The following is a 23701-nucleotide window of genomic DNA, read 5'->3' as shown; positions in this document are numbered from 1 at the left end:
AGGCGTCTATCCTGCGTTTAAGTTTCGAAGTGATAATTTCGCAAGATATTTACTTTTACAACGAAATTATCCATGTTTCGGATTAAGCGCTAATGATAGTGCATTCTGACAGCGCGGATCATGGGGAAAGATCACATCAGGCTGCAATTCCGCAATATGTTTGCCTGCCAGAGCCGGGATCTTTTGCGGACTGGCGAAAATGGTGAAGCCTTTCATCAGCAGCGTGTCGCTAATGCGGTCGTTATCATCGACGGCGATGGCGACGATGGCGCGCGGTTGAAAGCGTCCGGCGGAGCGGCCGACGCCCACCCGCCCCTGCTGGCACAGGCTATCAAAGGCGCGATTGAAGCGGCGGATCTGCCAGCCGCCAAAGGCCAGCTGGGTAAGCCAGGCGATGGCGGCGACGATGATTAATGCAGTAACCATAGGTCTCTCCTTAAGGGGGGCGGGAACAGCCCAGGTCACGGCGCGAGCGCCTAACCCGAGCGACCCGCGGTGCCGTTTTTTGTCGGGTGGCGGCTAACGCCTTACCCGACCTACAGTTTTGTAGCCCGGATAAGCGCAGCGCCATCCGGGAACCTGTTAAAACATCACCTGGCCGCCGGTGACGTTGATCGACTGCCCGGTGCAGTACGACGCCTGTGGGCTAGCGTAAAACATCAATACGTTCAGCACATCCTGATATTCGCAGCCGCGCTTCAGCGGCACCTTGTCGATGTAGTACTGCTCGACTTCGCTCTCATCGATACCGAGCTTGGTGGCATACTGCGGCAGCAGCGACTGGAACATCGGCGACTTCAGCAGATTGCCGAGCATCAGCGAATGCACGGTAATGCCATATTCCGCCAGATCCAGCGCCAGCGACTGGGTCAGCCCGACGCCGCCGAACTTCGCCGCGCTGTAGCCGGAGTTGTGCTTACTGCCGACTTTGCCGGATTTCGAGTTGATCTGAATGATCCGCCCCTTAATGCCGTCGCGGATCATCAACCGCGAGAACTCGCGGGCGCAGAGAAAATAGCCCACCAGATTGACCTGCAGCGAGCGGTCGAAATCCCCCAGCGCGAAGTCGCTAATAAACGCCGCCTTGGCGATCCCGGCGCTGTACACCAGCAGGTCGACGCGCGAAAAAATCTCATCCACCCCGTGGGCCAGGGCGGTGACGCTGGCCTCGCTGGTGGCGTCGGCGCCGAAGCCGTACGCCATACCTTCGCCATACTCAGCGTTAATCTCCTGGGCGACGCGGCTGGCTTTTTCGCTCTGAATATCGACCACCGCCACGCGGTAGCCCTCGGCGGCCAGCCCGCGGCACAGAAACTCTCCTAAGGTTTGTCCACCGCCAATGACAACAGCAACCTGATTCATCTCTCTCTCCTTTTAAGCAACAAACTTCAGTACGCAGCCGGGCGCGATGGCGTCCGGCACCGGGCCCGCCACATGGACGGTACCTGGGAACTCCGCTTCACGATGGCCGTCAAAGCGCAGGGTGATGTGGCCCAGCTCGCGCAGGTTTTGTTCAGCGACCTCGCCGACGGCGGTCACCGGGTAGCGCTGTTCGCCAAGCTGCAGCTCTGCCCCCGGCTGCAGCGTGCCAGCAAGCTTGCCGTGGTTGTGAATAAAGCAGTACTCTTCGATATCCGCCGGGGCGCCCTCGCGGAAGGTGATCAGCATTTGCTCTTCCAGCGCCATCGTCGCGCAGGCGCCGATGTGCGTAATGGTGGTCTGGTAAATCACAGTCATCTGCAGGAACCTCTTACTGGTAAATAAATCCGGAAACGAACCACGCGATCAGCACCGTTGGTGCGCCGGTCAGAAAGCGGCTGACCAGCACCGACGGCACGCCGACGCGCACGGTATCCTGGCGGGCTTCGGCTAGCGACAGGCCTACCGGAATAAAATCGCAGGCGGCCTGGGCGTTAATGGCGAATAGGGCGGGCAGGGCGAGGTGCGGCGGAATGTTGCCGAGGCCGATTTGAACGCCGATCAGCACGCCGATCACCTGGGCAATAACCGCGCCGGGGCCGAGAAACGGCGACAGCAGCGGGAAAGAGCAAATCAGCGCCAGGGTTACCAGCCCCAGCGGATGGCTGGCGAGCGGCGCCAGGCCGTGGGCGATCCAGTCGCCGATGCCGGAGGCCATGATGATGCCGATCAGCGCCGAGACGAAAGCCATAAACGGCAGAATGGTTTTCAGCACCGTATCAATGGTGTCGCGCCCGGCCTGGAACAGCACCGCCACCACCGAACCCATGCCCATCCCGACCTTCGCCAGCAGGCCATCGCTCTGTTCAGTAATCTTCTTGCTGGTGTCGTAATCGCGACCCGCGCTCTTGTTTTCCGCCGGCGGCTCGGAAACCCCTGCGCTGTCGGGAGCGATGCACTGGATGTTGTCCTCTTTGACGCCGGAGACATAAATATCTTCCGTGATGTACTGGGCCAGCGGCCCTGATTTGCCGGTGGCATGGATATTCACCGTCGGGATGCGGCGCTTAGGATAGAGCCCGCAGCGCAGGGTGCCCCCGCAGTCGATAATCGCCACGCCGATGTCGCTTTCCGCTGGTTCCCCCTCTTTAAACCCGTCCACCGGCTGCCAGCCGGTCAGGCTGGCGATGCGGTCAACGATCGCCGGGCGGGTGCCGGCGGTGATATAGACGATCTTTTTGCCTTCGACGGCGTCGAGCTCAAGCGGGCCGCCCCAGCCGCCGGTGCCTTTCTCTATACGAATACGGGTCATGATGTCGCTCCTGACAGATGCACTTTCTGGGAAAGCTGAATCGCCATTTTTCTCTCGAAAATCGAGGTGGTCAGGTCGGTGACCCAGCCGCGGAAGAAGTTAGTCACCAGCCCGACCAGCAGGTAGCTCACCGCCAGCGGACCGAGCGGTAGGCCGAGGGTAGTGAGGCCGTTGGCGATGCCGAGATAGACGAACAGCTCGCCGGGGTTGATATGTGGAAACAGTCCGTTCATTGAGTGGCAGCTATACGACGCCGCCGCGTAATAGCTGGGCTTGTACTTCTCTGGCATAAACCGACCGAGGCTTAACGTCATTGGGTTACAAAACACGAAGGTGCCGATGCAGGGTAGCAGCAGGTAACGGGAGATTGGGTTTCCGGCGCAGCGCTGCGCCAGCTTCTCGATCCGCTGCTGGCCGATAAAGTTGATCAGCGCGTTCATGATCACCAGCAGGCTGATCAGCAAGGGGAGGATCCCGGTCACCATGCCGGTAAATACCTCGCCGCCTTTCTGAAACAGGCCGATAAACCACTCCGCGCCGTGGGTCACGACGTCAATCATTGTTCTCTCCTTCAGCATGTTATTTTTCTTGCTAATCGCAGGCTGATTTTAATCATTTTGAAAGGTTTAAAAGTGTTAAATGGATCGCAAAATGAAAGATAAATATTTTATTTTGAAAGATGATGCGGGCGAGATGAAATATTGCAGGGCATGAAAGCACGCAGGGGAGGAGCCGTTGAAGGACTATTTTGTCTACAAACAGATTGTCGCTTTCTTGTTGGTCGTCGCATGCTTTACCATAATTATCCCTTGCTGAATTTGTTAAACGGAATTCCCATGTTGAAGCGTCGCTATCTGGCTTTACTTCCCCTTTGTGTGCTCCTCGCTGCCTGCAGCAGCAAACCCAAGACCCCCGCGGAAACGGAGATGGCGAGTGGAACCGGCGGCTTTTTGCTGGAACCGCAGCATAACGTGATGCAGATGGGCGGCGACTTCGCCAACAACCCGGCGGCGGCGCAGTTTATCGATAAGATGGTGGCGAAGCACGGCTTCGACAGGCAGCAGCTGCAGGAGATCCTGTCGCAGGCAAAGCGCCTGGATTACGTCCTGCGGCTGATGGATCGTCAGGCGCCGACCGGCCTGCCGCCAACCGGGCCGACCGGCGCCTGGCTGCGCTACAAGAAACAGTTCATTACCCCGGATAATGTGCAGAACGGCGTGGTGTTCTGGAATCAGTATCAGGACGCGCTTAACCGCGCTTATCAGGTTTACGGCGTGCCGCCGGAAATCATCGTCGGCATTATCGGCGTGGAGACTCGCTGGGGCCGGGTGATGGGCAAAACCCGGATCCTCGACGCGCTGGCGACGCTGTCGTTTAGCTACCCGCGCCGCGCCGAATACTTCTCGTCGGAGCTGGAAACTTTCCTGCTAATGGCGCGCAGCGAAAGCGACGACCCGCTGGATCTGAAAGGCTCTTTCGCCGGGGCGATGGGCTACGGTCAGTTTATGCCGTCCTCCTATAAGCAGTATGCGGTCGATTTTAACGGTGACGGACATATCAACCTGTGGGACCCGGTGGATGCTATCGGCAGCGTGGCCAACTACTTCAAACAGCATGGCTGGGTGAGCGGCGATCTGGTGGCGGTGCAGGCGCTGGGGCAGGCCCCGGGGCTGGAGAATGGTTTCAAGACTAAATACAGCGTTTCGCAGCTGGCGGCCGCAGGGCTGACCCCGACCCAGCCGCTGGGTAACCATCAGCAGGCCAGCCTGCTGCGGCTGGACGTCGGCACCGGCTATGAGTACTGGTACGGGCTGCCGAACTTCTACACCATCACCCGCTACAACCACAGCACCCACTACGCGATGGCTGTCTGGCAGCTGGGCCTGGCGGTTGCGCAGGCCCGCGGCGGTTATTAATCCTTTCATCCGGCTGACAATTTCCCAGCCTCCCCGGATAGCGGCGCGTAGCGCCTTATCCGGGCTACGGTCTGGTATCCGGTTGCTAGCCCCGGTAAGCGCAGCGCGACCGGGGGATGACGCCGGGGAGGCCGCGCTTATCTTCCCGTTTTTTCCCGTCTCCATGCCTCTTGTTGACCTTTGTTACATTTCCGCTGAATGACGCTGATTTACATTCTTTCTTCGCTTCGTTATTGTTATGTTATAACATTAAATTGAGGCGGGGATATGTTCACATCGATTTTTATGGCATCCGGCGCGGTGCGCGCGGCTATCGCAGGCGTGCTGCTGGCGGCGCTATGGTTAGCAACCTGGTGGGCGGTGACGCTGCCATGATTGAACTGGAGCAGCTGGTCGCCGGCTATGACGGGGTAGCGATCACCCCTCCGCTGAGCGGGATGATATGCCCCGGCAGCCTGACGGCAATTGTTGGCCTCAATGGCTGCGGAAAATCAACGCTGCTGAAAACCCTCGCCGGGTTTCTTCCGCCGGTCAGTGGCCGCCTGCGCTGGCAGGGAACACGGCCGGTGATCGGCTGGCTGGCGCAGCGCCATGCCCTCGAGTCGCAGTTTCCTCTCAACGTGCAGGATGTGGTAAGCCAGGGCGCATGGCCCGGCGTGTCGCTGCTGCGCGGTCTGGGGGGCGGCACCCGGCGACGCATCGGCGCGGTGCTGGAGCGGGTCGGGCTGGCGGGCCTGGCGAAAACGCCGATCGAAGCGCTCTCCGGCGGCCAGTTTCAGCGCATGCTATTTGCCCGGGTGATGGTGCAGCAGGCGCCGCTGGTGATGCTCGACGAGCCCTTCACCGGTATCGACGAAGCGACCAGTCGCGAACTAATGGATTTGATCCTCGAGATGCACCGGCAGGGACAGACCATCCTGGCGGTGCTGCATGATAACCAGCGGGTGGCCGACTTTTTCCCCGAGACGCTGCTGCTGACTCCCCAGCGCGCCTGCTGGGGCGCTACCCGGGCGGTGCTCCCGGCCTTCAGTCATGTGAGGTCGGCATGATCTGGCACACCTTCTTTCAGCCTTTCATTGAATTCGGCTTTATGCGTCGGGCCCTCGTGGTGTGTCTGGCGCTGTCGCTGAGCACCACCATGCTGGGCGTCTTCCTGCTGCTGCGGCGCATGAGCCTGATGGGCGATGCGCTGTCGCACGCCATTCTCCCCGGCGTGGCGGTGGGGTATCTGCTGAGCGGCATGTCGCTGCTGGCCATGACCCTCGGCGGCTTCATCGCCGGCATCGTGGTTGCCCTGGTGGCCGGGTGGGTGAGCCGGCGGACACCGTTAAAAGAGGACGCCAGTTTTGCCGGATTTTATCTGGGCTCGCTGGCCCTGGGCGTCACCCTGGTGTCGCTGCGCGGCTCCAGCGTGGACCTCCTGCATCTGCTGTTTGGCTCCATTCTGGCGGTCGACCGCGATGCGGCGCTGTTTGTCAGCGGCGTCGCCAGCCTGACGCTATTGTGCATTGCGCTGTGCTACCGCGGTCTGGTCTGCGAGGCGTTCGACAGCGCCTGGCTGCAGGTGAATCACCGGCGGCTGCCTGCGCTGCTGCATGGGCTTTTTCTGGCGCTGCTGGTGCTTAATCTGGTGGCCGGGTTTCAGGTGCTCGGCACGCTGATGGCGGTAGGGGTAATGATGCTCCCGGCGGTCGCCGCACGCTGCTGGGCGCGCACGCTGCCGGGCATTCTGCTGCTGGCGGCGGGAATGGGCGCGCTCTGCGCCTGGCTGGGATTAAGCCTCTCCTGGGCGATTAGTCTTCCCGCCGGGCCCGCTATTGTGCTGACCGCCAGCGCACTGTTTTTTGTTTCGCTATTTTTTGGCACGCGCAGCCGGCTGCTGGTCGGTTGGCGCACATTGATGGGGTAAGGAAATGATGAAACGTAGTGCAATAGTGGTCGCGCTGGCCCTCGGCCTGATGGCGCAGGGGGCCATGGCGAAAACGCTGAATGTGGTAAGCAGTTTTTCGGTGTTGGGTGATATAGCGCAGCAGGTCGGCGGGGAGCATGTCCATGTGGATACCCTGGTCGGCCCGGACGGCGATCCGCACACCTTCGAACCGTCGCCGAAGGATAGCGCGCTGCTCAGCAAGGCCGACGTGGTGGTGGTTAACGGCCTGGGGCTGGAAGGGTGGCTGGATCGCCTGATTAAGGCCTCTGGTTTTAAGGGCGAGCTGGTGGTGGCATCGAAAGGCGTCAAGACCCATACCCTTGATGAAGAGGGTAAAACGGTGACCGATCCCCACGCCTGGAACAGCGCAGCGAACGGCGCATTGTATGCGCAGAATATCCTCGATGGTCTGGTGAAAGCCGACCCGGAAGATAAAGCGGCGTTGACCAGCAGCGGCAAGCGCTATATCGACCAGCTGACGTCTCTCGACGGCTGGGCGAAAGCGCAGTTCAGCGCCATTCCGCTGGCCAAGCGCAAGGTCCTGACCAGCCATGACGCTTTCGGCTATTTTGGCCGGGCTTACCACGTGACCTTCCTCGCGCCACAGGGGCTCTCTTCAGAGAGCGAGGCCAGCACGGCGCAGGTGGCGGCGCTGATTAAGCAAATCAAAGCGGATGGCGTCCATACCTGGTTTATGGAGAACCAGCTTGACCCGCGGCTGGTGAAGCAGATTGCCAGCGCCACCGGCGCGCAGCCGGGGGGCGAACTCTATCCGGAAGCGCTGTCTAAGCCGGGCGGCGTCGCCGATAGTTACGTCAAAATGATGCGTCACAACGTTGAGCTTATCGCTAAAAGCATGAAGTAACAGGTTGTCTGGTCGTCCTGGTTATCACAGGACGACCCATTTCTGGATCCCCCCTCGTAAAATCGCCACTTCATCCCCATATCTCTGTCGAAAGTGCTATCTTTGATGGCCTCTTTATCCAGAGCAAAGCGGGGCGATAATGACCGATTCAGAATTAATGCAGCTAAGCGAGAAGATTGGCCGGGCGCTGAAGGCGCGTGGGGCGACGGTGACCACGGCGGAATCCTGTACCGGCGGCTGGATTGCGAAAGCGATCACCGATATTGCCGGCAGCTCGGCGTGGTTTGAACGCGGCTTTGTCACCTACAGCAACGAAGCTAAATCGCAAATGATCGGCGTCAGCGAAGCGACGCTGCGCGACAACGGCGCGGTAAGCGAACCGGTGGTGGTGGAGATGGCGATTGGCGCGCTGCGCGCGGCGCGTGCGGATTATGCCATCTCCGTTAGCGGCGTCGCCGGGCCGGATGGCGGCAGCGTCGAAAAGCCGGTCGGCACGGTATGGTTCGGCGTCGCCAGCGTGAGCGGGCAAGGGGTGACGCGGCGGGAATGCTTTGCCGGAGACCGCGAAGCGGTGCGTCGTCAGGCGACGGCCTATGCGCTAAATCTGCTCTGGCAACAATTTCTACAAAACACTTGATACTGTATGACCATACAGTATAATTGCCTCAACTGAACAAATATTAACGGCGAAGCGAACACGCTTTACCCTGCATGATTAGGAGTAACAATGGCGATCGACGAAAACAAACAGAAAGCGTTGGCGGCTGCACTGGGCCAGATCGAAAAGCAATTCGGTAAAGGCTCCATCATGCGCCTGGGTGAAGACCGCACCATGGATGTGGAAACCATCTCCACCGGCTCGCTTTCTCTGGATATCGCGCTGGGCGCCGGCGGTCTGCCAATGGGCCGTATCGTCGAGATCTACGGTCCGGAATCCTCCGGTAAAACCACCCTGACGCTGCAGGTTATCGCCGCAGCGCAGCGCGAAGGTAAAACCTGTGCGTTCATCGATGCTGAACATGCGCTGGATCCGGTCTATGCACGCAAACTGGGCGTCGATATCGACAACCTGCTGTGTTCTCAGCCGGACACCGGCGAGCAGGCGCTGGAGATCTGTGACGCGCTGGCGCGCTCCGGCGCGGTTGATGTTATCGTCGTCGACTCCGTCGCGGCGTTGACGCCGAAAGCGGAAATCGAAGGCGAAATCGGCGACTCTCACATGGGCCTTGCGGCGCGTATGATGAGCCAGGCGATGCGTAAGCTGGCGGGTAACCTGAAGCAGTCCAACACGCTGCTGATCTTTATCAACCAGATCCGTATGAAAATTGGCGTGATGTTCGGTAACCCGGAAACCACTACCGGTGGTAACGCGCTGAAGTTCTACGCCTCTGTGCGTCTGGACATTCGCCGCATCGGCGCGGTGAAAGAGGGCGACAACGTCGTCGGCAGCGAAACCCGCGTCAAAGTGGTGAAAAACAAGATTGCCGCGCCGTTTAAACAGGCCGAATTCCAGATCCTCTACGGCGAAGGCATCAACTTCTACGGCGAGCTGGTAGACCTCGGCGTAAAAGAGAAGCTGATTGAGAAAGCGGGTGCCTGGTATAGCTACAACGGCGACAAAATCGGTCAGGGTAAAGCGAACGCGATCACCTGGCTGAAAGAGAACCCGGCGGCGGCGAAAGAGATTGAGAAGAAAGTGCGCGAACTGCTGCTCAACAATCAGGATGCGAAGCCAGACTTCGTTGTTGACGGCAACGACGCAGAAGAAACCGAACAGGATTTCTGATATCGTCTGCAAGACTGACAGGGCTGCTTAGGCAGCCCTTTTGCTTTGTGAGATTATCGAGGTGCCTGTGACTGAACCTTCATCACGCCGCTCCGGCTACGCCCGCCTGCTGGACCGTGCTATCCGCATTCTGGCGATGCGCGACCACAGCGAGCAGGAGCTGCGACGCAAGCTGGTCGCTCCGGTGATGAGCAAAAACGGTCCTGAGGCGCTGGACGCCACCCCCGACGAGCTGGAGCAGGTTGTCGCCTGGTGTATCGAAAACCGCTACCTTGACGACAACCGCTTCGTCGGCCAGTTCATCGCCAGCCGGAGTCGCAAGGGCTATGGTCCGGCGCGCATTCGCCAGGAGCTCAGCCAGAAAGGCATTGCGCGCCAGGTCGTTGACCAGGCGATGCGCGAATGCGATATCGACTGGGTGAGCCTTGCCAGGGAGCAGGCACAGCGTAAATACGGCGAACCGTTACCTTCCGCCTTTACTGAAAAAGTGAAAGTTCAGCGATTCCTGCTTTACCGCGGCTACCTGATGGAAGATATCCAGGAAATCTGGCGAAATTTTGCAGATTGACCCATCCGGGATTTTACTTCGCCGTAAAGAAAACTTATCTTATTCCCACTTTATTCCGTCGGGCCGCTGGTTGTGACTGTGCAGGCAGCGGCCTGGGCGATTATTCCTTTACACAAAATCATTCAAGCTGCATCAGGGCGGCAAGAGAGACTCTCTTTCGCAACGTACGTCAGTTCGGTGCCGGAAGAGCAAGCGCAGCCAGGACAGAGGCGACTTGAAGGATGACGTGTAGCTTGATTTCAGGATAATTATGAGCAAGAGCACCGCTGAGATCCGTCAGGCGTTTCTCGACTTTTTCCATAGCAAGGGACATCAGGTAGTTGCCAGCAGCTCCCTGGTGCCGCACAACGATCCGACCCTGCTGTTTACCAATGCAGGGATGAACCAGTTCAAGGATGTCTTCCTTGGTCTCGACAAACGTAATTATTCGCGTGCGACCACCGCACAGCGTTGCGTGCGTGCGGGTGGTAAACACAACGATCTGGAAAACGTCGGTTACACCGCGCGTCACCACACCTTTTTTGAAATGCTGGGCAACTTCAGCTTTGGCGATTACTTCAAGCAGGATGCCATCAAATACGCGTGGGAACTGCTGACCGGTGAGAACTGGTTCGCGCTGCCGAAAGAAAAACTGTGGGTTACCGTTTACGAGACCGATGACGAAGCTTTCGACATCTGGGCCAATGAAGTAGGCGTTCCGCGCGAGCGTATTATCCGCATCGGCGACAACAAAGGCGCGCCGTTTGCTTCTGACAACTTCTGGCAGATGGGCGACACCGGTCCGTGCGGCCCGTGCACCGAAATCTTCTTTGACCACGGCGATCACATCTGGGGCGGCCCTCCGGGAAGCCCGGAAGAAGATGGCGACCGTTACATTGAGATTTGGAACATCGTCTTCATGCAGTTCAACCGTCAGGCTGACGGTACCATGGAGCCGCTGCCGAAGCCGTCCGTCGACACCGGTATGGGTCTGGAGCGTATTGCCGCGGTGCTGCAGCACGTTAACTCCAACTATGACATCGACCTGTTCCGCGATCTGATCGCCAGCGTGGCGAAAGTCACCGGCGCGACCGATCTGACGAACAAGTCGCTGCGCGTTATCGCCGACCACATTCGCTCCTGCGCCTTCCTGGTTGCCGACGGCGTGATCCCGTCGAATGAAAACCGCGGCTACGTGCTGCGTCGTATCATTCGCCGCGCGATCCGTCACGGCAACATGCTGGGCGCGAAGGACACCTTCTTCTGGAAACTGGTTGCCCCGCTGATCGATGTGATGGGCTCCGCCGGCGACGAGCTGAAGCAGCAGCAGGCTCAGGTTGAGCAGGTGCTGAAAACCGAAGAAGAGCAGTTTGCCCGCACCCTCGAGCGCGGCCTGGCGCTGCTGGATGAGGAGCTGTCGAAGCTGAAAGGCGACACCCTGGACGGCGAAACCGCCTTCCGTCTGTACGACACCTACGGCTTCCCGGTCGACCTGACCGCCGATGTGTGCCGCGAGCGCAACATCAAGGTTGATGAAGCTGGTTTTGAAGCCGCGATGGAAGAGCAGCGCCGCCGCGCGCGCGAGTCCAGTGGTTTCGGCGCCGACTATAATGCGATGATCCGCGTTGACGGCGCCTCTGAATTTAAAGGCTACGATCATCTGGAGCTGAACGGCAAGGTTACCGCCCTGTTTATCGACGGCAAAGCGGTGGATAGCGTTAGCGCTGGCCAGGAAGCGGTGGTGATCCTTGATCAGACCCCGTTCTATGCGGAGTCCGGCGGCCAGGTGGGCGATAAAGGCGAATTAAAAGGCGCGGGCTTCTCCTTCGCAGTCAGCGACACGCAGAAGTACGGCCAGGCTATTGGTCATATCGGTAAAGTCGCCAGCGGCACACTGAAAGTGGGTGACGCGGTGCAGGCCGACGTAGATGAGGCTCGCCGTCAGCGTATCCGTCTCAACCACTCCGCGACGCACCTGATGCACGCGGCGCTGCGCCAGGTGCTCGGCACCCATGTGGCGCAGAAAGGTTCGCTGGTCAATGATAAAGCGCTGCGCTTTGACTTCTCGCATTTTGAAGCGATGAAGCCGGAAGAAATTCGTGCGGTGGAAGACCTGGTCAACGCGCAGATCCGTCGTAACCTGGCTATCGAAACCAACATTATGGATATCGATGCCGCGCGCGCATCCGGCGCCATGGCGCTGTTTGGCGAGAAATACGACGATCGCGTGCGCGTTCTGCGGATGGGCGACTTCTCCACGGAGCTGTGCGGCGGGACTCACGCGGCGCGTACCGGCGATATCGGCCTGTTCCGCATCACGTCAGAGTCCGGCACCGCTGCTGGCGTGCGCCGTATCGAAGCGGTGACTGGCGAAGGCGCGATGGCCATCCTGCATGCGCAGAGCGATCAGCTCAATGATATCGCTCAGCTGCTGAAGGGTGACAGCCACAATCTCGGCGAGAAGGTTCGCGCCGCGCTGGAGCGTACCCGTCAGCTGGAAAAAGAGCTGCAGCAGCTGAAAGAGCAGGCTGCGGCGCAGGAGAGCGCAAACCTCTCCAGCAAAGCGGAAGAGATTAACGGCGTTAAGCTGCTGGTCAGCGAACTGACCGGCGTTGAGCCGAAAATGCTGCGTACCATGGTTGACGATCTGAAGAACCAGCTCGGTTCGACGATCGTTGTATTAGCTACGGTAGCGGATGGTAAGGTTTCTCTGATTGCAGGTGTGTCTAAGGATGTGACAGACCGCGTGAAAGCAGGGGAGCTGGTTGGTATGGTCGCTCAGCAGGTGGGCGGTAAAGGGGGCGGTCGTCCGGATATGGCGCAGGCCGGTGGTACCGATGCGTCTGCTCTCCCTGCAGCGTTAGCCAGTGTGAAAGGCTGGGTCAGCGCAAAACTGTAATAACTATAAACGCATTTACCCTAAATAATTCGAGTTGCAGGAAGGCGGCGACGCAGCGAATCCCCAGGAGCTTACTCTAGTAAGTGACTGGGGTGAGCGAGGAAAGCCAACACGCATGCAACTTGAAGTATGACGGGTATAGGTGCCATAACCAGAGGGTTGCGGCACCTTGCGTCAGAAACACTGATAACGATAAAGTCGGGTTGAAATTGTGTATATCGGCTAAACTTAGGTTTAACAGAATGTGATGCCATGACTGCTTATACCCTAAGGTATTTGTCATCGCTTACTTTTTGGCGTTATATGATGGATAATGCCGGGATACGAGAGACCCGACTCTTTTAATCTTTCAAGGAGCAAAGAATGCTGATTCTGACTCGTCGAGTTGGTGAGACCCTCATGATTGGAGATGAGGTCACTGTGACAGTTTTAGGGGTGAAGGGTAACCAGGTTCGTATTGGCGTAAACGCCCCTAAAGAAGTGTCTGTTCACCGTGAAGAGATCTACCAGCGTATTCAGGCTGAAAAATCCCAGCAGTCCAGTTACTAAGGTTTCCGCGCCTCGCTGTGCAGTGAGGCGCATCACTTACCGCCGCTTTTTCCCTTTTTCTGTTTTTTCCCCCTGCGCCATACCGCTTTTCATTACCCTTTGCCGCTTTGGTCGTTTGGCGTTATGCCAGCGTCAGGGCTGATTTCCTGTTGATAAATTGCCCTTTTTGCCGTTTTTGCATGCGAATTGCGTGCGAAGTGTGCAAACGAAAAAAGGTCTCGAAAAAGTGTTTGACTTATAAGTACCAGAAAGTAATATGTGCGCCATCGCAGCGACGAAGAGCAGAAACAAGTTCTTCGAAGCACTCGAAAGAGGCGTGTGTGGTGAGGTGGCCGAGAGGCTGAAGGCGCTCCCCTGCTAAGGGAGTATGCGGTCAAAAGCTGCATCCGGGGTTCGAATCCCCGCCTCACCGCCATTTTGCATCCGTAGCTCAGCTGGATAGAGTACTCGGCTACGAACCGAGCGGTCGGAGGTTCGAATCCTCCCGGATGCACCATTCTTTAATAAGAATGGCAAATCGCGAAATTTGATATCAGAATTACAGCAGTAATCCCGATGCATCCGTAGCTCAGCTGGATAGAGTACTCGGCTACGAACCGAGCGGTCGGAGGTTCGAATCCTCCCGGATGCACCATATTCTCCTTGATAACAGCGACGATGTTGTTTTATGGTCTGCGAAATTATCGCCAGCACCAGGGAGGATAACGTTGCGTAAGCAACGGCCCTTAGGGCGAGGCGCAGCCGAGTAATCCTCCCGGATGCACCATATTCTCCTTAGTAACAGCAACATTGTTGTTATCTGGTTTGCGAAACCATCGTAAGTGCCAGGAGAGTAACCCCGCAGTAAAATAGCTTTCCCGATGCATCCGTAGCTCAGCTGGATAGAGTACTCGGCTACGAACCGAGCGGTCGGAGGTTCGAATCCTCCCGGATGCACCATATTCTCCTTAGTAACAGCGACGATGTTGTTTTATGGTCTGCGAAATCATCGCCAGCACCAGGGGGGATAACGTTGCGTAAGCAACGGCCCAAAGGGCGAGGCGTAGCCGAGTCATCCTCCCGGATGCACCATATTCTCCTCAGTAACAACGACGATGTTGTTGCGTAGGCTGCGAAATTATCGCAGCACCCGTTCTGAATGCATAATCTTCACTCTTCTCTCACCATCCCGATTACCTCGTTTTCCATCACTGGCTTCATCCTGACTTTTTTATTGGCAAGACGCGCTTTCCACTATAATTTATCCTTGTATATCAGCGTTATCAGGCTGAGATAAATGCAAGGAGAGAAATCCATGAAATGGTTCAAAGCAATACCTGCTTTTTGCGCGACGCTGCTGGTAACGACGGCCCTCGCTGGCTGTGCGGGATCGGCTACAAAGGAGAGTACGGGCGGCTATATTGACGATACCGTGGTGACCACCAAGGTGAAAACGGCGCTCTTTAACGATAAAGACATTAAGTCCTCAGAAATTAGCGTCCAGACCTTTAAAGGCCGCGTCCAGCTGAGCGGATTTGTCTCCTCCGCGGAGAGCGCTAAACGAGCCGTAGAAGTCACACGCCGAGTGCAGGGCGTGCGAATGGTCGAGAACGATCTGCGTATTAAATAAGGCTGGTTATCCGGCCTAATTTTTGGGGGCGCCTGAGGGCGCCTTTGTCGTCTGCGCCGCTGGCCGCGACAACGGCGGGCTTTTGCGTTACAGTAATCATTCCCAAACCGGTTGGTGAGAAGACAATGTACGAAGGTTACGCAGGACTGATCTTTGATATGGATGGCACCATTCTCGATACCGAGCCGACCCATCGGCAGGCATGGAACGAGGTGTTGGGCCGCTACGGTATGCGTTTCGACGAACAGGCGATGGTCGCGCTCAATGGCTCACCAACCTGGCGAATCGCCCAGGCGATTATCGAACTCAACCAGGCCGATCTCGATCCACATCGCCTGGCGCAGGAAAAAACCCAGGCCGTCAAAGCGATGCTGCTGGACAGCGTACGCCCGTTGCCGCTGATTGAGGTGGTTAAGGCATGGCACGGCCGTCGCCCGATGTCGGTGGGAACCGGCAGCGAGAGCTCCGTCGCCGAAGCGCTGCTGGCGCACCTGGGGCTGCGTCATTACTTCTCCGCGGTGGTGGCGGCCGATCATGTGGTCAACCATAAACCCGCGCCCGATACCTTCCTGCTGTGCGCCGAGCGCATGGGCGTCGCGCCGGAAAAATGCGTCGTCTTCGAAGATGCCGACTTTGGTCTGCAGGCGGCGAAGCGCGCGGGAATGGACGCAGTTGACGTGCGTTTGCTGTGAGCGACGCGCTGTCACTCACCTCGCTGTTTGCCAGTAGCTTTTTAAGCGCCACGCTGCTCCCCGGCAATTCGGAGGTTGTGCTGGTGGCTATGCTACTTGCGGGGGTCAGTCATCCGTGGTGGTTAGTATTAATAGCAACAATCGGCAATAGCCTTGGAGGGGTAACTAACGTTATTCTGGGGCGCTTGTTTCCGCTGCGCAAAACCTCGCGCTGGCAGGAGCGGGCGGCCGGCTGGCTTAAGCGCTACGGCGCGGTCACGCTCTTACTGAGCTGGGCGCCGGTTGTCGGCGATTTACTGTGTTTGCTGGCGGGATGGATGCGCATTTCCTGGGGACCGGTACTCTTTTTCTTATGCCTTGGTAAGGCGCTGCGCTATATCGCTATTGCGGCAGCGACGCTTCAGGGCATGACGTGGTGGCACTAATTGGACTGACAGTTCATCCATTACAATTATGCTTATTCAAACGATTTCGACAGGCGGGAGGTCAAATTGATCCCGGACGTATCACAGGCGCTGGCCTGGCTGGAAAAACATCCGCAGGCTCTGCAGGGTATTCAACGTGGTCTGGAGCGGGAAACGCTGCGCGTGAACGCAGACGGCACCCTTGCAACGACCGGTCACCCTCCGGCGTTAGGCTCAGCGCTAACGCATAAATGGATTACCACCGATTTTGCCGAAGCTTTACTTGAGTTCATTACGCCAGTAGATGGCGATATTGAGCATATGCTGACCTTTATGCGCGATGTCCATCGCTATACCGCGCGTCAGCTTGGCGACGAGCGGATGTGGCCGCTGAGCATGCCATGCTATATCGCCCCCGGTCAGGATATTGAGCTGGCGCAGTACGGCACCTCTAACGTGGGGCGCCTGAAAACGCTATATCGCGAGGGGCTGAAGAACCGCTATGGCGCGCTGATGCAGACTATCTCCGGCGTGCACTATAACTTCTCCCTACCGATGGCCTTCTGGCAGGCAAAATGTGGTGTGGAAGATGCCGAGAGTGGTAAAGAGGCCATTTCGGCGGGCTATTTCCGCTCAATTCGTAACTACTATCGCTTTGGCTGGGTGATCCCCTATCTGTTTGGCGCCTCGCCGGCGATTTGCTCCTCATTCCTGCAAGGCAAACCGACAACGCTGCCCTTTGAGGAAACGGGCAACGGCATGTATTACCTGCCGTATGCCACCTCGCTGCGCCTCAGCGACCTTGGTTATACCAATAAGTCGCAAAGCAATCTCGGAATTACGTTTAACGATCTGCACGAGTATGTGGCAGGATTGAAGCGGGCGATTAAAACGCCGTCGGAAGAGTACGCCAAAATCGGGCTGCAGAAAGACGGCAAGTATCTGCAGATCAACAGCAACATTCTGCAGATTGAAAATGAACTTTATGCGCCGATCCGCCCGAAACGCGTCACCCGTCGGGGCGAAACCCCGTCCGATGCGCTGTTGCGCGGTGGTATTGAGTATATCGAAGTGCGTTCGCTGGATATCAATCCGTTCTCGCCGATCGGCGTTGACGCCCAGCAGGTGCGTTTCCTCGACCTGTTTATGGTCTGGTGCGCGCTGGCCGACGCGCCGGAGATGAGCAGCGATGAGCTGCTGTGCACCCGCACCAACTGGAATCGGGTTATTCTGGAAGGGCGTAAGCCGGGCTTAACGCTGGGGATTGGCTGCGAAAGCGCGCAGTTCCCGCTGGCTCAGGTGGGCAAAGATCTGTTCCGCGATTTACGCCGCGTGGCGCAGACCCTGGACAGTATCCACGGTGGCCAGGCATATCAGCAGGTCTGCGACGAGCTGCTGGCCTGCTTTGACGATCCGGAATTAACCTTCTCAGCCCGCATTCTGCGTTCTATGATTGAAGAAGGCATTGGCGGTACCGGCCGTGCGCTTGCCGATCGTTACCGGACGCAGCTGCGCGAAGAGCCGCTGGAGATCCTGAGCGAAGACGATTTTATCGCCGAGCGCGACGCGTCGGTGGCGCGACAGAAGAAAGTGGAAGCTGAAGACAGCGAGCCGTTTGAGGCGCTGCTGGCGCGGCACGCGTAGCGCTGGAAAAGAAAAAGGCCACATCACTGTGGCCAAACTTTCATCTCTGATTCAGGGATGATGATGATAATAAATGCGCGTCTTTCATATACTGAGACTCGCGGCTGAACAAAGAGTTCATTTTATTTTAAAAAAATTCACTCCCGGAGGTGACGAATGCCGTTGTTAGATAGTTTCACAGTCGACCATACCCGAATGGAAGCCCCAGCGGTGCGTGTCGCGAAGAAAATGAACACGCCGCATGGCGATGAAATCACCGTTTTCGATCTGCGCTTCTGCGTACCGAACCAGGAAGTGATGCCGGAACGCGGTATCCACACCCTGGAGCATCTGTTCGCGGGCTTTATGCGCGATCATCTGAACGGGAATGGCGTGGAAATTATCGACATTTCGCCAATGGGCTGCCGCACCGGCTTCTATATGAGCCTGATTGGTACGCCGGACGAGCAGCGCGTCGCTGACGCCTGGAAAGCGGCGATGGCCGATGTGCTGAAGGTGAAAGATCAGAACCAGATCCCGGAGCTCAACGTCTACCAGTGCGGGACTTACACCATGCACTCGCTGGAAGAGGCCCAGGACATCGCTCGTCATATCATTGAGCGCGATGTGCGCATCAACAGCAACGACGAACTGGCGTTGCCGAAAGAAAAACTGCAGGAACTGCACATCTAGTGCTTCCGCCACGGCCCGACGCCTGTCGCCGGGCCGCTCTTCTGACGCCGCGATGACGACGACGCTTTCCTTCTCCTTTCAGCACCGCCCACTGGTGCCCTTTGCCCATGATTATGCCCACGGTGACCAGGAAGACTGGCATCAGCATGACTGCGCCCAGCTGCTGCATATACTAAGCGGCGTGGTGCGAGTCGCGACGCCGGTAGGCTACTGGGTGGTGCCGCCCGGGCGCGGCGTCTGGCTGCCGGCGGGAACGCCGCACGCGCTGCGCATGACCGGCAACGTGGCGGCGCGCACCCTGTTTATCGATCCGCTGGCGCGCGCCGATCTTCCGGCGGGCTGCCAGATCGTACAGATCACGCCGCTGCTGCGGGAACTGATCGTGTCATCCCTGGCGCTGGCGGAACGCTATGCCCCCGCCAGCCGCGACGAAAGAATTTATGAACTGATCCTCGATGAGATCCGCGGGATGGCGATCCTGCCGTTTGGCCTGCCGGAGCCGCAAAGCGAAACGCTGCGTCGGCTGTGCCAGCAGGTACGCGAGGCGCCGGGCGAGGCCTGGAGCAGCGGCCAGGCGGCGAAGGCGTGCAGCATGAGCGAGCGAACCCTAAACCGCCATTTTCAGCAGCAGACTAGCCTGACGTGGAGCGAGTGGGTGCGCCGGGCGAAGCTAATGGAAGCGCTGGTGCGCCTGGCGCAGGGCTACTCCGTGCTGCGGGTGGCGCTGGAGCTGGGCTACGGTAGCCACAGCGCCTTCAGCGCCATGTTTCGTCGGGTGATGGGCGTCGCCCCCAGCGACTATTTTCGTCCCCCGGCCTGATCGGCGGCGCTGAGCGCATTGCACAGCGCCTGCAGCGAGGCGCGCGCCACGTCATTATCGATACCCACGCCCCAGTAGCTTTCTCCTTGCGGAAAAACGCAGCGGATATAGGCCACCGACCGGCTGTCGCTGCGCGCGCCGAGCGTATGCTCATGATAGTCCTTGATCATAAACGGCTGCCGAAACAGCGCGCTGAGCCCGCTGGCTGCGGCGGAGAGCAGGCCGTTGCCCTGGCCCTGCAGGCGTCGGGTTTCGCCGTGGTGACGCAGCGTTGCCTGCAGGGAAAGCTGGCCATCCTGCTGGCTGGCGCTCTGATAATCGAGCAGCGTCAGCGCCGGCTGCGCCTGCAGCCCGTAGCGCGTGCGGAACAGCTGCCACAGCGCATGGTGGGTCATCTCTTTGCCGTCGCTATCGGTGGCCTGCTGAACGTGCTGGCTGAAGTCCTGCTGCAGCCCGCGGGGCAGTTTCAGACCATGATTTTGTTCGATAAGCCAGGCGCTGCCGCTCTTCCCCGACTGGCTGTTGACGCGGATCACCGCCTCATAGCTGCAGCCTATATCCTGCGGGTCAATGGGCAGGTAGGGCATCTGCCACGGATCGCCAGGCTGACGGGCATCAAACCCTTTTTTGATCGCATCCTGATGGGAGCCGGAGAAGGCGGTGTAAGCCAGACTTCCCGCCCACGGGTGGCGCGGGTGAACGGGGATCTGGTTGCAGTTTTCCACCACCTCCACCACCCGGTTCATCTGCTCGAAGCGAAGCTCAGGGTCGATGCCCTGGCTGTAGAGGTTCATCGCCAAAGTCACCAGACAGACGTTGCCGGTGCGTTCGCCGTTGCCAAACAGGCAGCCTTCTACCCGATCGGCGCCGGCCATCACCGCCAGCTCGGCGCTGGCGACGCCGGTGCCGCGATCGTTATGCGGGTGCACGCTGATGCAGACCTCGCTGCGGCGGGAGAAGTGGCGGCAAAAATACTCGATCTGATCGGCATAGACGTTGGGGGTGTTGACTTCCACCGTCGCCGGCAGATTGACGATCATCGGTCGCTCGGCGCAGGGCTGCCAGACATCCGCCACCGCTTCGCAAATCTCAAGCGCAAACTCGGGCTCGGTGAAGCAGAAGGTTTCAGGCGAATATTCATATTGCCAGCGGGTCTCCGGCTGCTGTTCGCACTGCTGACGGATAAGCCGGGTGGCGCGGGTCGCGAGGGCGATCACCTCGGCCTTGTCCATGCCGAAAACCAGCTCGCGGAACAGCGGCGCGGTGGCATTGTAGAGGTGGACGGTAGCCCGGCGGGCGCCGCGCAGCGCCTCAAAGGTGCGCAGGATCAGCGGGTCTCGCGCCTGGGTCAGCACCTGGATGGTGACATCCTCCGGGATGCGCTGTTCGTCAATCAGCTGGCGGACAAAGTTGAAATCGGTTTGTGAGGCGGAAGGGAAGGCGACTTCAATCTCTTTAAAGCCGCACTCCAGCAGCAGATCCCAGAACTGCAGTTTGCGGGCGCTGTCCATGGGCTCCGCCAGCGCCTGGTTGCCGTCGCGCAGGTCAGTCGAGAGCCAGCGCGGGGCGTGACTGATTTGCCGGTCTGGCCAGCGGCGGTCAGGCAGGGCGATCGGCGGATAGGGACGGTACTTTTCAGCAGGATGGCTCAGCATAGTGTTCTCCTTAATGGTCAGCCTTTATCCTGCCCGAGCGCAGGGTGACGGGCTTTCGCAAACGAGACAGAAACTAGCGAGAACTGGACAACCTGACGCCGTAAAAAAGGGACCCGGAGGTCCCTTTATGTGAGGCTTAGTGCGCGCCGCCGCCGCCTCCGCCGGCGCTGAACGGTGGTCTGGCGAACCACACCAGCCCCAACAGCAGGATGAAAATAGCCGCAGAAATCCAGAAGATTTCGTTGGCGGAGATAATCAGCCCCTGGTTGGTTATCTGCTGCGCTATCCAGCCGGACGCCTGCTGCTGCGTCATTCCCATGCCCTGCAGCTGATCGTATATCTGCTGCGCGTTGGGGTTAAAGGGGGTCACCGATTCGGTGAGCTGCGCATGATGCAGCGCCTCGCGGTTGGTCCACAGGGTGGTGGTGATCGAGGTCCCGATGGAGCCGGCAAGGGTACGGGTGAAGTTCGACAGGCTCGACGCCGCCGCCAGCCGCTCCGGCGGCAGGCCGGAGAGGGTGATGGTGGTCAACGGCATGAAGAAGCAGGCCACCGCGAAGCCCTGGATAAACTGTGGCCACGCCGAGGCGCCAAAGTCCATCCCCGGTTCGAAGGTCCAGGCGCGCCAGTAGAAGCAGACCGCGTACATAATAAAGCTGAAGGTGACCAGCCGCCGCATGTCGAGCTTATGCGCGAAGCGGCCGATAATCGGCGACAGAATGACCGGGATCACCCCCACCGGCGCCGACGCCAGGCCGGCCCAGGTCGCGGTGTAGCCGTAGACCTCCTGCAACAGCTGCGGCAGCAGTACGATGGCGCCGAAGTAGAGCATATAGGCCAGACTGATACAGAGGCAGCCGATGGTGAAGTTGCGCGACTTAAATAGCGACAGATCGACAATCGGGTTATCGTCGGTTAGCTCCCAGACGATCAGGAAGCTTATCGCCACCACCGCCACGATGGTCAGAATGATAATCTCATTGGAGGAGAACCAGTCCAGCTCTTTACCCCGGTCCAGCATCACCTGCAGGCTACCGATACCGATGATCAGCAGCGCCAGACCGACACCGTCGATCCGCCGCTGTTCGGTTTTGGTTTCCCGGTTGCGCAGGGTCTGCAGGGTCATCAGCACCACCGCCACGCCAATGGGCACGTTGATAAAGAAGATCCAGCCCCAGTGATAGTTATCGCTGATATAGCCGCCGAGGATCGGACCGCAGATGGGCGCGACAATCACCGTCATTGACCACAGCGCCAGAGCGATAGAGCGCTTCGCCGGGGGATAGTTGCTGAGCAGCAGACTTTGCGACAGCGGGATCAGCGGTCCGGCGACGATCCCCTGAATGACGCGGAAGAAAATCAGCATCGTCAGGCTGTTGGAGACGCCGCAGGCCCAGGAGGCAATGGCGAAAGCGGTGGTTGACCACAGGAACAGCTTCACCTCGCCGACGCGCTTGGCCAGCCAGCCGGTGATCGGGATGGAGATGGCGTTAGCGACCCCGAACGAGGTGATGACCCAGGTCCCCTGGCTCAGCGACGAGCCAAGGTTGCCGGCAATGGTCGGGATCGCCACGTTGGCGATAGTGGAATCCAGCACCTGCATGAACGTCGCGAGCGACAGCGCAATGGTCATAATGACCAGCTGCGCGCCTTCCAGCGGTTTTTGCTGTTGCATTACACTCACCCCGAATTATCCGGCGTTGGCCTGAATGATCTCGTCTATCAGCTTATTAACCGGATCGAGAGCGATTTCACGGGCATTGCTCTCGTAAACCGGGGAGCTCCGCACCTGGCTGGCCAGCATTTCACCATCGCGATCGGTGGTGTTGACTTCCACCAGCGTCGAGAGGCCGATGCGCAGCGGGTGTTCCGCTAGTTGTTTTTCATCCAGCTCGATACGAACCGGCAGACGCTGTACCACTTTGATCCAGTTGCCGGTAGCATTCTGCGCCGGCAGCAGAGAGAAGGCGCTGCCGGTGCCCATATCCAGACCGACCACTTTACCGGTGTATTTCACGTCATCGCCATAGATATCGCTGATCACGGTGGCCGGCTGGCCGATACGCATATGCGCCAGCTGAGTCTCTTTAAAGTTAGCATCGATCCACAGGTTGGTCGCCGGGACCACCGCCATCAGCGGCGTGGTGGTGCCGATCTGCGCGCCAGGCTGTACCGAGCGACGGGAAACGTAGCCGCTAATCGGGCTGACGATCTGCGTACGCTGCAGGGCCAGCCAGGCGTTACGCACTTCAGTGGCCGCCTGGAGCACCGCCGGCTGCTGTTCCAGCCTGGTGCCCAGCACGATCGCCTGGTTGGCGTTGTACTGCTGGATTGCCACGTCGAGTTCGGCCTGTGCGCTGGCGACGGTATCGCGGGCGTGCTGCAGCTCTTCGCGGCCAATGAGGTTCGCGGCGCCCAGCGGGATGCGGCGGTTCAGGTCAGCCTGCGCCTGGGCGAGGGCGGTTTTTTTGACGTCGATATTTGCCTGCAGCTGCTTGCTGTTGATCATCTGCTGGCGGGTCTGACGGACGCTGGCGGCCAGTTGGGTCTTAGCCTTTTCAAACGCCTGTTGGGCATCGGTCCGATCGAGAGTGACCAGCGGATCGCCTTTCTGCACGTAGTCCGTGTTGTCAGCCCAGACTTTGGTCACGCTGCCCGCGACCTGAGCCATAATTTGTACCTGATTCCCTGCCACGTAGGCATCGTCGGTCTCTTCGTAGTGACGCAGTACCAGAAACCAGTAAATCCCATATGCCACGGCAATAATAATGAAGAGCAATGTCAGCAACAGAAGGGCGCCTTTACGCTTTCCTTTTTTGCTGCCTGGTTGCTGCGGGGTTTGGCTCTCCGCATTTGCACTCATGTTATTCTCCACGATCTTATTATTTCACATCGGCTGAGCCGACCTGTTTATCAGAAAGGCCAGCAGAGATCTGCTGGCCTGGCTGTTTTCCTTGCAACGTAAAAATGGGCTGAGCGACG

General features: G+C 58.7%; 25 protein-coding genes and 4 tRNA genes. 20 read left to right on the top strand and 9 right to left on the bottom strand.

The genetic code is table 11. From position 1 onward, the window contains the following. Positions 1-66 precede the first annotated feature (66 nt). The 5 genes from KPHS_41120 to KPHS_41080 form a co-directional block, all read right to left on the bottom strand. Positions 67-426: a glucitol operon activator protein gene (locus tag KPHS_41120; protein YP_005228412.1), complete on the bottom strand. Its 360-nt coding sequence runs from the start codon at positions 424-426 to the stop codon at positions 67-69. 156 nt (positions 427-582) lie between these two features. Further along, positions 583-1362, bottom strand: coding sequence for a sorbitol-6-phosphate dehydrogenase (locus tag KPHS_41110; RefSeq protein YP_005228411.1), 780 nt, complete (start codon positions 1360-1362; stop codon positions 583-585). Positions 1363-1374: 12 nt separating this feature from the next. Beyond that, positions 1375-1737, bottom strand: a complete 363-nt coding sequence (locus KPHS_41100) for a glucitol/sorbitol-specific PTS system component IIA (RefSeq protein ID YP_005228410.1) — start codon at positions 1735-1737, stop codon at positions 1375-1377. Between the two features lie 13 nt (positions 1738-1750). Next, positions 1751-2731, bottom strand: a complete 981-nt coding sequence (locus tag KPHS_41090; RefSeq protein ID YP_005228409.1) for a PTS family glucitol/sorbitol porter, IIB component — start codon at positions 2729-2731, stop codon at positions 1751-1753. Beyond that, on the bottom strand, positions 2728-3291 hold the full coding sequence (locus KPHS_41080) for a PTS family enzyme IIC, glucitol/sorbitol-specific (protein ID YP_005228408.1): 564 nt from the start codon (positions 3289-3291) through the stop codon (positions 2728-2730). The genes KPHS_41090 and KPHS_41080 overlap by 4 nt, the downstream gene beginning before the upstream one ends. Positions 3292-3567: 276 nt before the next feature. Here KPHS_41080 and KPHS_41070 point away from each other — a divergent pair, with 276 nt between their 5' ends. The 12 genes from KPHS_41070 to KPHS_t00640 all read left to right on the top strand — a co-directional run bounded on the left by KPHS_41070 (position 3568) and on the right by KPHS_t00640 (position 13857). Then, positions 3568-4647, top strand: a complete 1080-nt coding sequence (locus KPHS_41070) for a lytic murein transglycosylase B (RefSeq protein YP_005228407.1) — start codon at positions 3568-3570, stop codon at positions 4645-4647. 338 nt (positions 4648-4985) lie between these two features. Next, on the top strand, positions 4986-5696 hold the full coding sequence (locus tag KPHS_41060; protein YP_005228406.1) for a putative ABC transporter ATP-binding protein: 711 nt from the start codon (positions 4986-4988) through the stop codon (positions 5694-5696). After that, a complete protein-coding gene (locus KPHS_41050) occupies positions 5693-6556 on the top strand; it encodes a putative ABC transporter permease (protein YP_005228405.1) in 864 nt (287 codons plus the stop codon). Before KPHS_41060 ends, KPHS_41050 begins: the two co-directional genes overlap by 4 nt. Positions 6557-6563: 7 nt before the next feature. After that, positions 6564-7442 (top strand): putative periplasmic solute binding protein, encoded by an 879-nt coding sequence (locus KPHS_41040; RefSeq protein ID YP_005228404.1) that lies wholly within the window; start codon positions 6564-6566, stop codon positions 7440-7442. A gap of 139 nt (positions 7443-7581) precedes the next feature. After that, positions 7582-8079, top strand: coding sequence for a competence damage-inducible protein A (locus tag KPHS_41030; RefSeq protein YP_005228403.1), 498 nt, complete (start codon positions 7582-7584; stop codon positions 8077-8079). A 90-nt stretch (positions 8080-8169) separates the two neighbouring features. After that, positions 8170-9228: a recombinase A gene (locus KPHS_41020; protein ID YP_005228402.1), complete on the top strand. Its 1059-nt coding sequence runs from the start codon at positions 8170-8172 to the stop codon at positions 9226-9228. 67 nt (positions 9229-9295) lie between these two features. Continuing rightward, positions 9296-9796, top strand: coding sequence for a recombination regulator RecX (locus tag KPHS_41010; RefSeq protein ID YP_005228401.1), 501 nt, complete (start codon positions 9296-9298; stop codon positions 9794-9796). A 250-nt stretch (positions 9797-10046) separates the two neighbouring features. After that, complete coding sequence (locus tag KPHS_41000) at positions 10047-12674, top strand: alanyl-tRNA synthetase (protein YP_005228400.1); 2628 nt, start codon at positions 10047-10049, stop codon at positions 12672-12674. A gap of 420 nt (positions 12675-13094) precedes the next feature. Next, complete coding sequence (locus KPHS_40990; protein ID YP_005228399.1) at positions 13095-13223, top strand: carbon storage regulator; 129 nt, start codon at positions 13095-13097, stop codon at positions 13221-13223. 322 nt (positions 13224-13545) lie between these two features. Beyond that, positions 13546-13638 (top strand) — tRNA-Ser (locus KPHS_t00620). A gap of 4 nt (positions 13639-13642) precedes the next feature. Then, positions 13643-13719, top strand: a tRNA-Arg gene (locus KPHS_t00630). Between the two features lie 61 nt (positions 13720-13780). Then, positions 13781-13857 (top strand) — tRNA-Arg (locus KPHS_t00640). A gap of 91 nt (positions 13858-13948) precedes the next feature. On the opposite strand, the gene KPHS_40980 is transcribed toward KPHS_t00640, so the two are convergent. Then, positions 13949-14089, bottom strand: a complete 141-nt coding sequence (locus KPHS_40980; protein ID YP_005228398.1) for a hypothetical protein — start codon at positions 14087-14089, stop codon at positions 13949-13951. On the opposite strand from KPHS_40980, the gene KPHS_t00650 reads away from it, so the two are divergent. From KPHS_t00650 to KPHS_40920, 7 genes are all read left to right on the top strand, one after another. Continuing rightward, a tRNA-Arg gene (locus KPHS_t00650) sits at positions 14086-14162 on the top strand. The genes KPHS_40980 and KPHS_t00650 overlap by 4 nt on opposite strands. 355 nt (positions 14163-14517) lie before the next feature. After that, on the top strand, positions 14518-14832 hold the full coding sequence (locus tag KPHS_40970; RefSeq protein ID YP_005228397.1) for a lipoprotein: 315 nt from the start codon (positions 14518-14520) through the stop codon (positions 14830-14832). A gap of 125 nt (positions 14833-14957) precedes the next feature. Beyond that, positions 14958-15524, top strand: a complete 567-nt coding sequence (locus KPHS_40960; RefSeq protein ID YP_005228396.1) for a fructose-1-phosphatase — start codon at positions 14958-14960, stop codon at positions 15522-15524. Continuing rightward, positions 15521-15949 (top strand): DedA family protein, encoded by a 429-nt coding sequence (locus tag KPHS_40950; RefSeq protein YP_005228395.1) that lies wholly within the window; start codon positions 15521-15523, stop codon positions 15947-15949. Before KPHS_40960 ends, KPHS_40950 begins: the two co-directional genes overlap by 4 nt. A 66-nt stretch (positions 15950-16015) precedes the next feature. Beyond that, complete coding sequence (locus KPHS_40940; RefSeq protein YP_005228394.1) at positions 16016-17572, top strand: glutamate--cysteine ligase; 1557 nt, start codon at positions 16016-16018, stop codon at positions 17570-17572. A 210-nt stretch (positions 17573-17782) separates the two neighbouring features. Then, positions 17783-18244 carry an S-Ribosylhomocysteinase (LuxS) gene (locus KPHS_40930; RefSeq protein YP_005228393.1) on the top strand — a complete coding sequence of 154 codons (462 nt, stop codon included), beginning with the start codon at positions 17783-17785 and terminating at the stop codon, positions 18242-18244. Positions 18245-18296: 52 nt separating this feature from the next. After that, a complete protein-coding gene (locus KPHS_40920; protein ID YP_005228392.1) occupies positions 18297-19064 on the top strand; it encodes a putative helix-turn-helix AraC-type transcriptional regulator in 768 nt (255 codons plus the stop codon). Here the strand turns inward: KPHS_40920 and KPHS_40910 are convergent. The 3 genes from KPHS_40910 to KPHS_40890 form a co-directional block, all read right to left on the bottom strand. Next, positions 19043-20719: a putative isopropylmalate/homocitrate/citramalate synthase gene (locus KPHS_40910; protein ID YP_005228391.1), complete on the bottom strand. Its 1677-nt coding sequence runs from the start codon at positions 20717-20719 to the stop codon at positions 19043-19045. The two genes, KPHS_40920 and KPHS_40910, sit on opposite strands and share 22 nt — an antisense overlap. A 136-nt stretch (positions 20720-20855) precedes the next feature. Then, complete coding sequence (locus KPHS_40900) at positions 20856-22394, bottom strand: multidrug resistance protein membrane translocase (protein YP_005228390.1); 1539 nt, start codon at positions 22392-22394, stop codon at positions 20856-20858. Between the two features lie 15 nt (positions 22395-22409). Further along, complete coding sequence (locus tag KPHS_40890) at positions 22410-23582, bottom strand: multidrug resistance secretion protein (protein ID YP_005228389.1); 1173 nt, start codon at positions 23580-23582, stop codon at positions 22410-22412. Between KPHS_40890 and KPHS_40880 the strand changes: the two genes are divergently transcribed. After that, the gene (locus tag KPHS_40880) at positions 23559-23684 is read left to right on the top strand and encodes a hypothetical protein (RefSeq protein ID YP_005228388.1); all 126 of its coding nucleotides are present in this window, start codon (positions 23559-23561) and stop codon (positions 23682-23684) included. The genes KPHS_40890 and KPHS_40880 overlap by 24 nt on opposite strands. Positions 23685-23701: the final 17 nt, after the last annotated feature.

This window comes from Klebsiella pneumoniae subsp. pneumoniae HS11286 (genome assembly GCF_000240185.1).
Classification (GTDB): domain Bacteria; phylum Pseudomonadota; class Gammaproteobacteria; order Enterobacterales; family Enterobacteriaceae; genus Klebsiella; species Klebsiella pneumoniae.
The sequence above is the reverse complement of the archived record's forward strand: the minus strand, read 5'-3'. Positions and strand labels throughout refer to the sequence as shown.

Excerpts from the sequence above, each read along its gene's own strand:
- KPHS_41120 (YP_005228412.1), bottom strand. The coding sequence starts at position 426 with ATGGTTACTGCATTAATCATCGTCGCCGCCATCGCCTGGCTTACCCAG.
- KPHS_41110 (YP_005228411.1), bottom strand. The coding sequence starts at position 1,362 with ATGAATCAGGTTGCTGTTGTCATTGGCGGTGGACAAACCTTAGGAGAG.
- KPHS_41100 (YP_005228410.1), bottom strand. The coding sequence starts at position 1,737 with ATGACTGTGATTTACCAGACCACCATTACGCACATCGGCGCCTGCGCG.
- KPHS_41090 (YP_005228409.1), bottom strand. The coding sequence starts at position 2,731 with ATGACCCGTATTCGTATAGAGAAAGGCACCGGCGGCTGGGGCGGCCCG.
- KPHS_41080 (YP_005228408.1), bottom strand. The coding sequence starts at position 3,291 with ATGATTGACGTCGTGACCCACGGCGCGGAGTGGTTTATCGGCCTGTTT.
- KPHS_41070 (YP_005228407.1), top strand. The coding sequence starts at position 3,568 with ATGTTGAAGCGTCGCTATCTGGCTTTACTTCCCCTTTGTGTGCTCCTC.
- KPHS_41060 (YP_005228406.1), top strand. The coding sequence starts at position 4,986 with ATGGTTAGCAACCTGGTGGGCGGTGACGCTGCCATGATTGAACTGGAG.
- KPHS_41050 (YP_005228405.1), top strand. The coding sequence starts at position 5,693 with ATGATCTGGCACACCTTCTTTCAGCCTTTCATTGAATTCGGCTTTATG.
- KPHS_41040 (YP_005228404.1), top strand. The coding sequence starts at position 6,564 with ATGAAACGTAGTGCAATAGTGGTCGCGCTGGCCCTCGGCCTGATGGCG.
- KPHS_41030 (YP_005228403.1), top strand. The coding sequence starts at position 7,582 with ATGACCGATTCAGAATTAATGCAGCTAAGCGAGAAGATTGGCCGGGCG.
- KPHS_41020 (YP_005228402.1), top strand. The coding sequence starts at position 8,170 with ATGGCGATCGACGAAAACAAACAGAAAGCGTTGGCGGCTGCACTGGGC.
- KPHS_41000 (YP_005228400.1), top strand. The coding sequence starts at position 10,047 with ATGAGCAAGAGCACCGCTGAGATCCGTCAGGCGTTTCTCGACTTTTTC.
- KPHS_40980 (YP_005228398.1), bottom strand. The coding sequence starts at position 14,089 with ATGCATCGGGAAAGCTATTTTACTGCGGGGTTACTCTCCTGGCACTTA.
- KPHS_40970 (YP_005228397.1), top strand. The coding sequence starts at position 14,518 with ATGAAATGGTTCAAAGCAATACCTGCTTTTTGCGCGACGCTGCTGGTA.
- KPHS_40960 (YP_005228396.1), top strand. The coding sequence starts at position 14,958 with ATGTACGAAGGTTACGCAGGACTGATCTTTGATATGGATGGCACCATT.
- KPHS_40920 (YP_005228392.1), top strand. The coding sequence starts at position 18,297 with ATGACGACGACGCTTTCCTTCTCCTTTCAGCACCGCCCACTGGTGCCC.
- KPHS_40910 (YP_005228391.1), bottom strand. The coding sequence starts at position 20,719 with ATGCTGAGCCATCCTGCTGAAAAGTACCGTCCCTATCCGCCGATCGCC.
- KPHS_40900 (YP_005228390.1), bottom strand. The coding sequence starts at position 22,394 with ATGCAACAGCAAAAACCGCTGGAAGGCGCGCAGCTGGTCATTATGACC.
- KPHS_40890 (YP_005228389.1), bottom strand. The coding sequence starts at position 23,582 with ATGAGTGCAAATGCGGAGAGCCAAACCCCGCAGCAACCAGGCAGCAAA.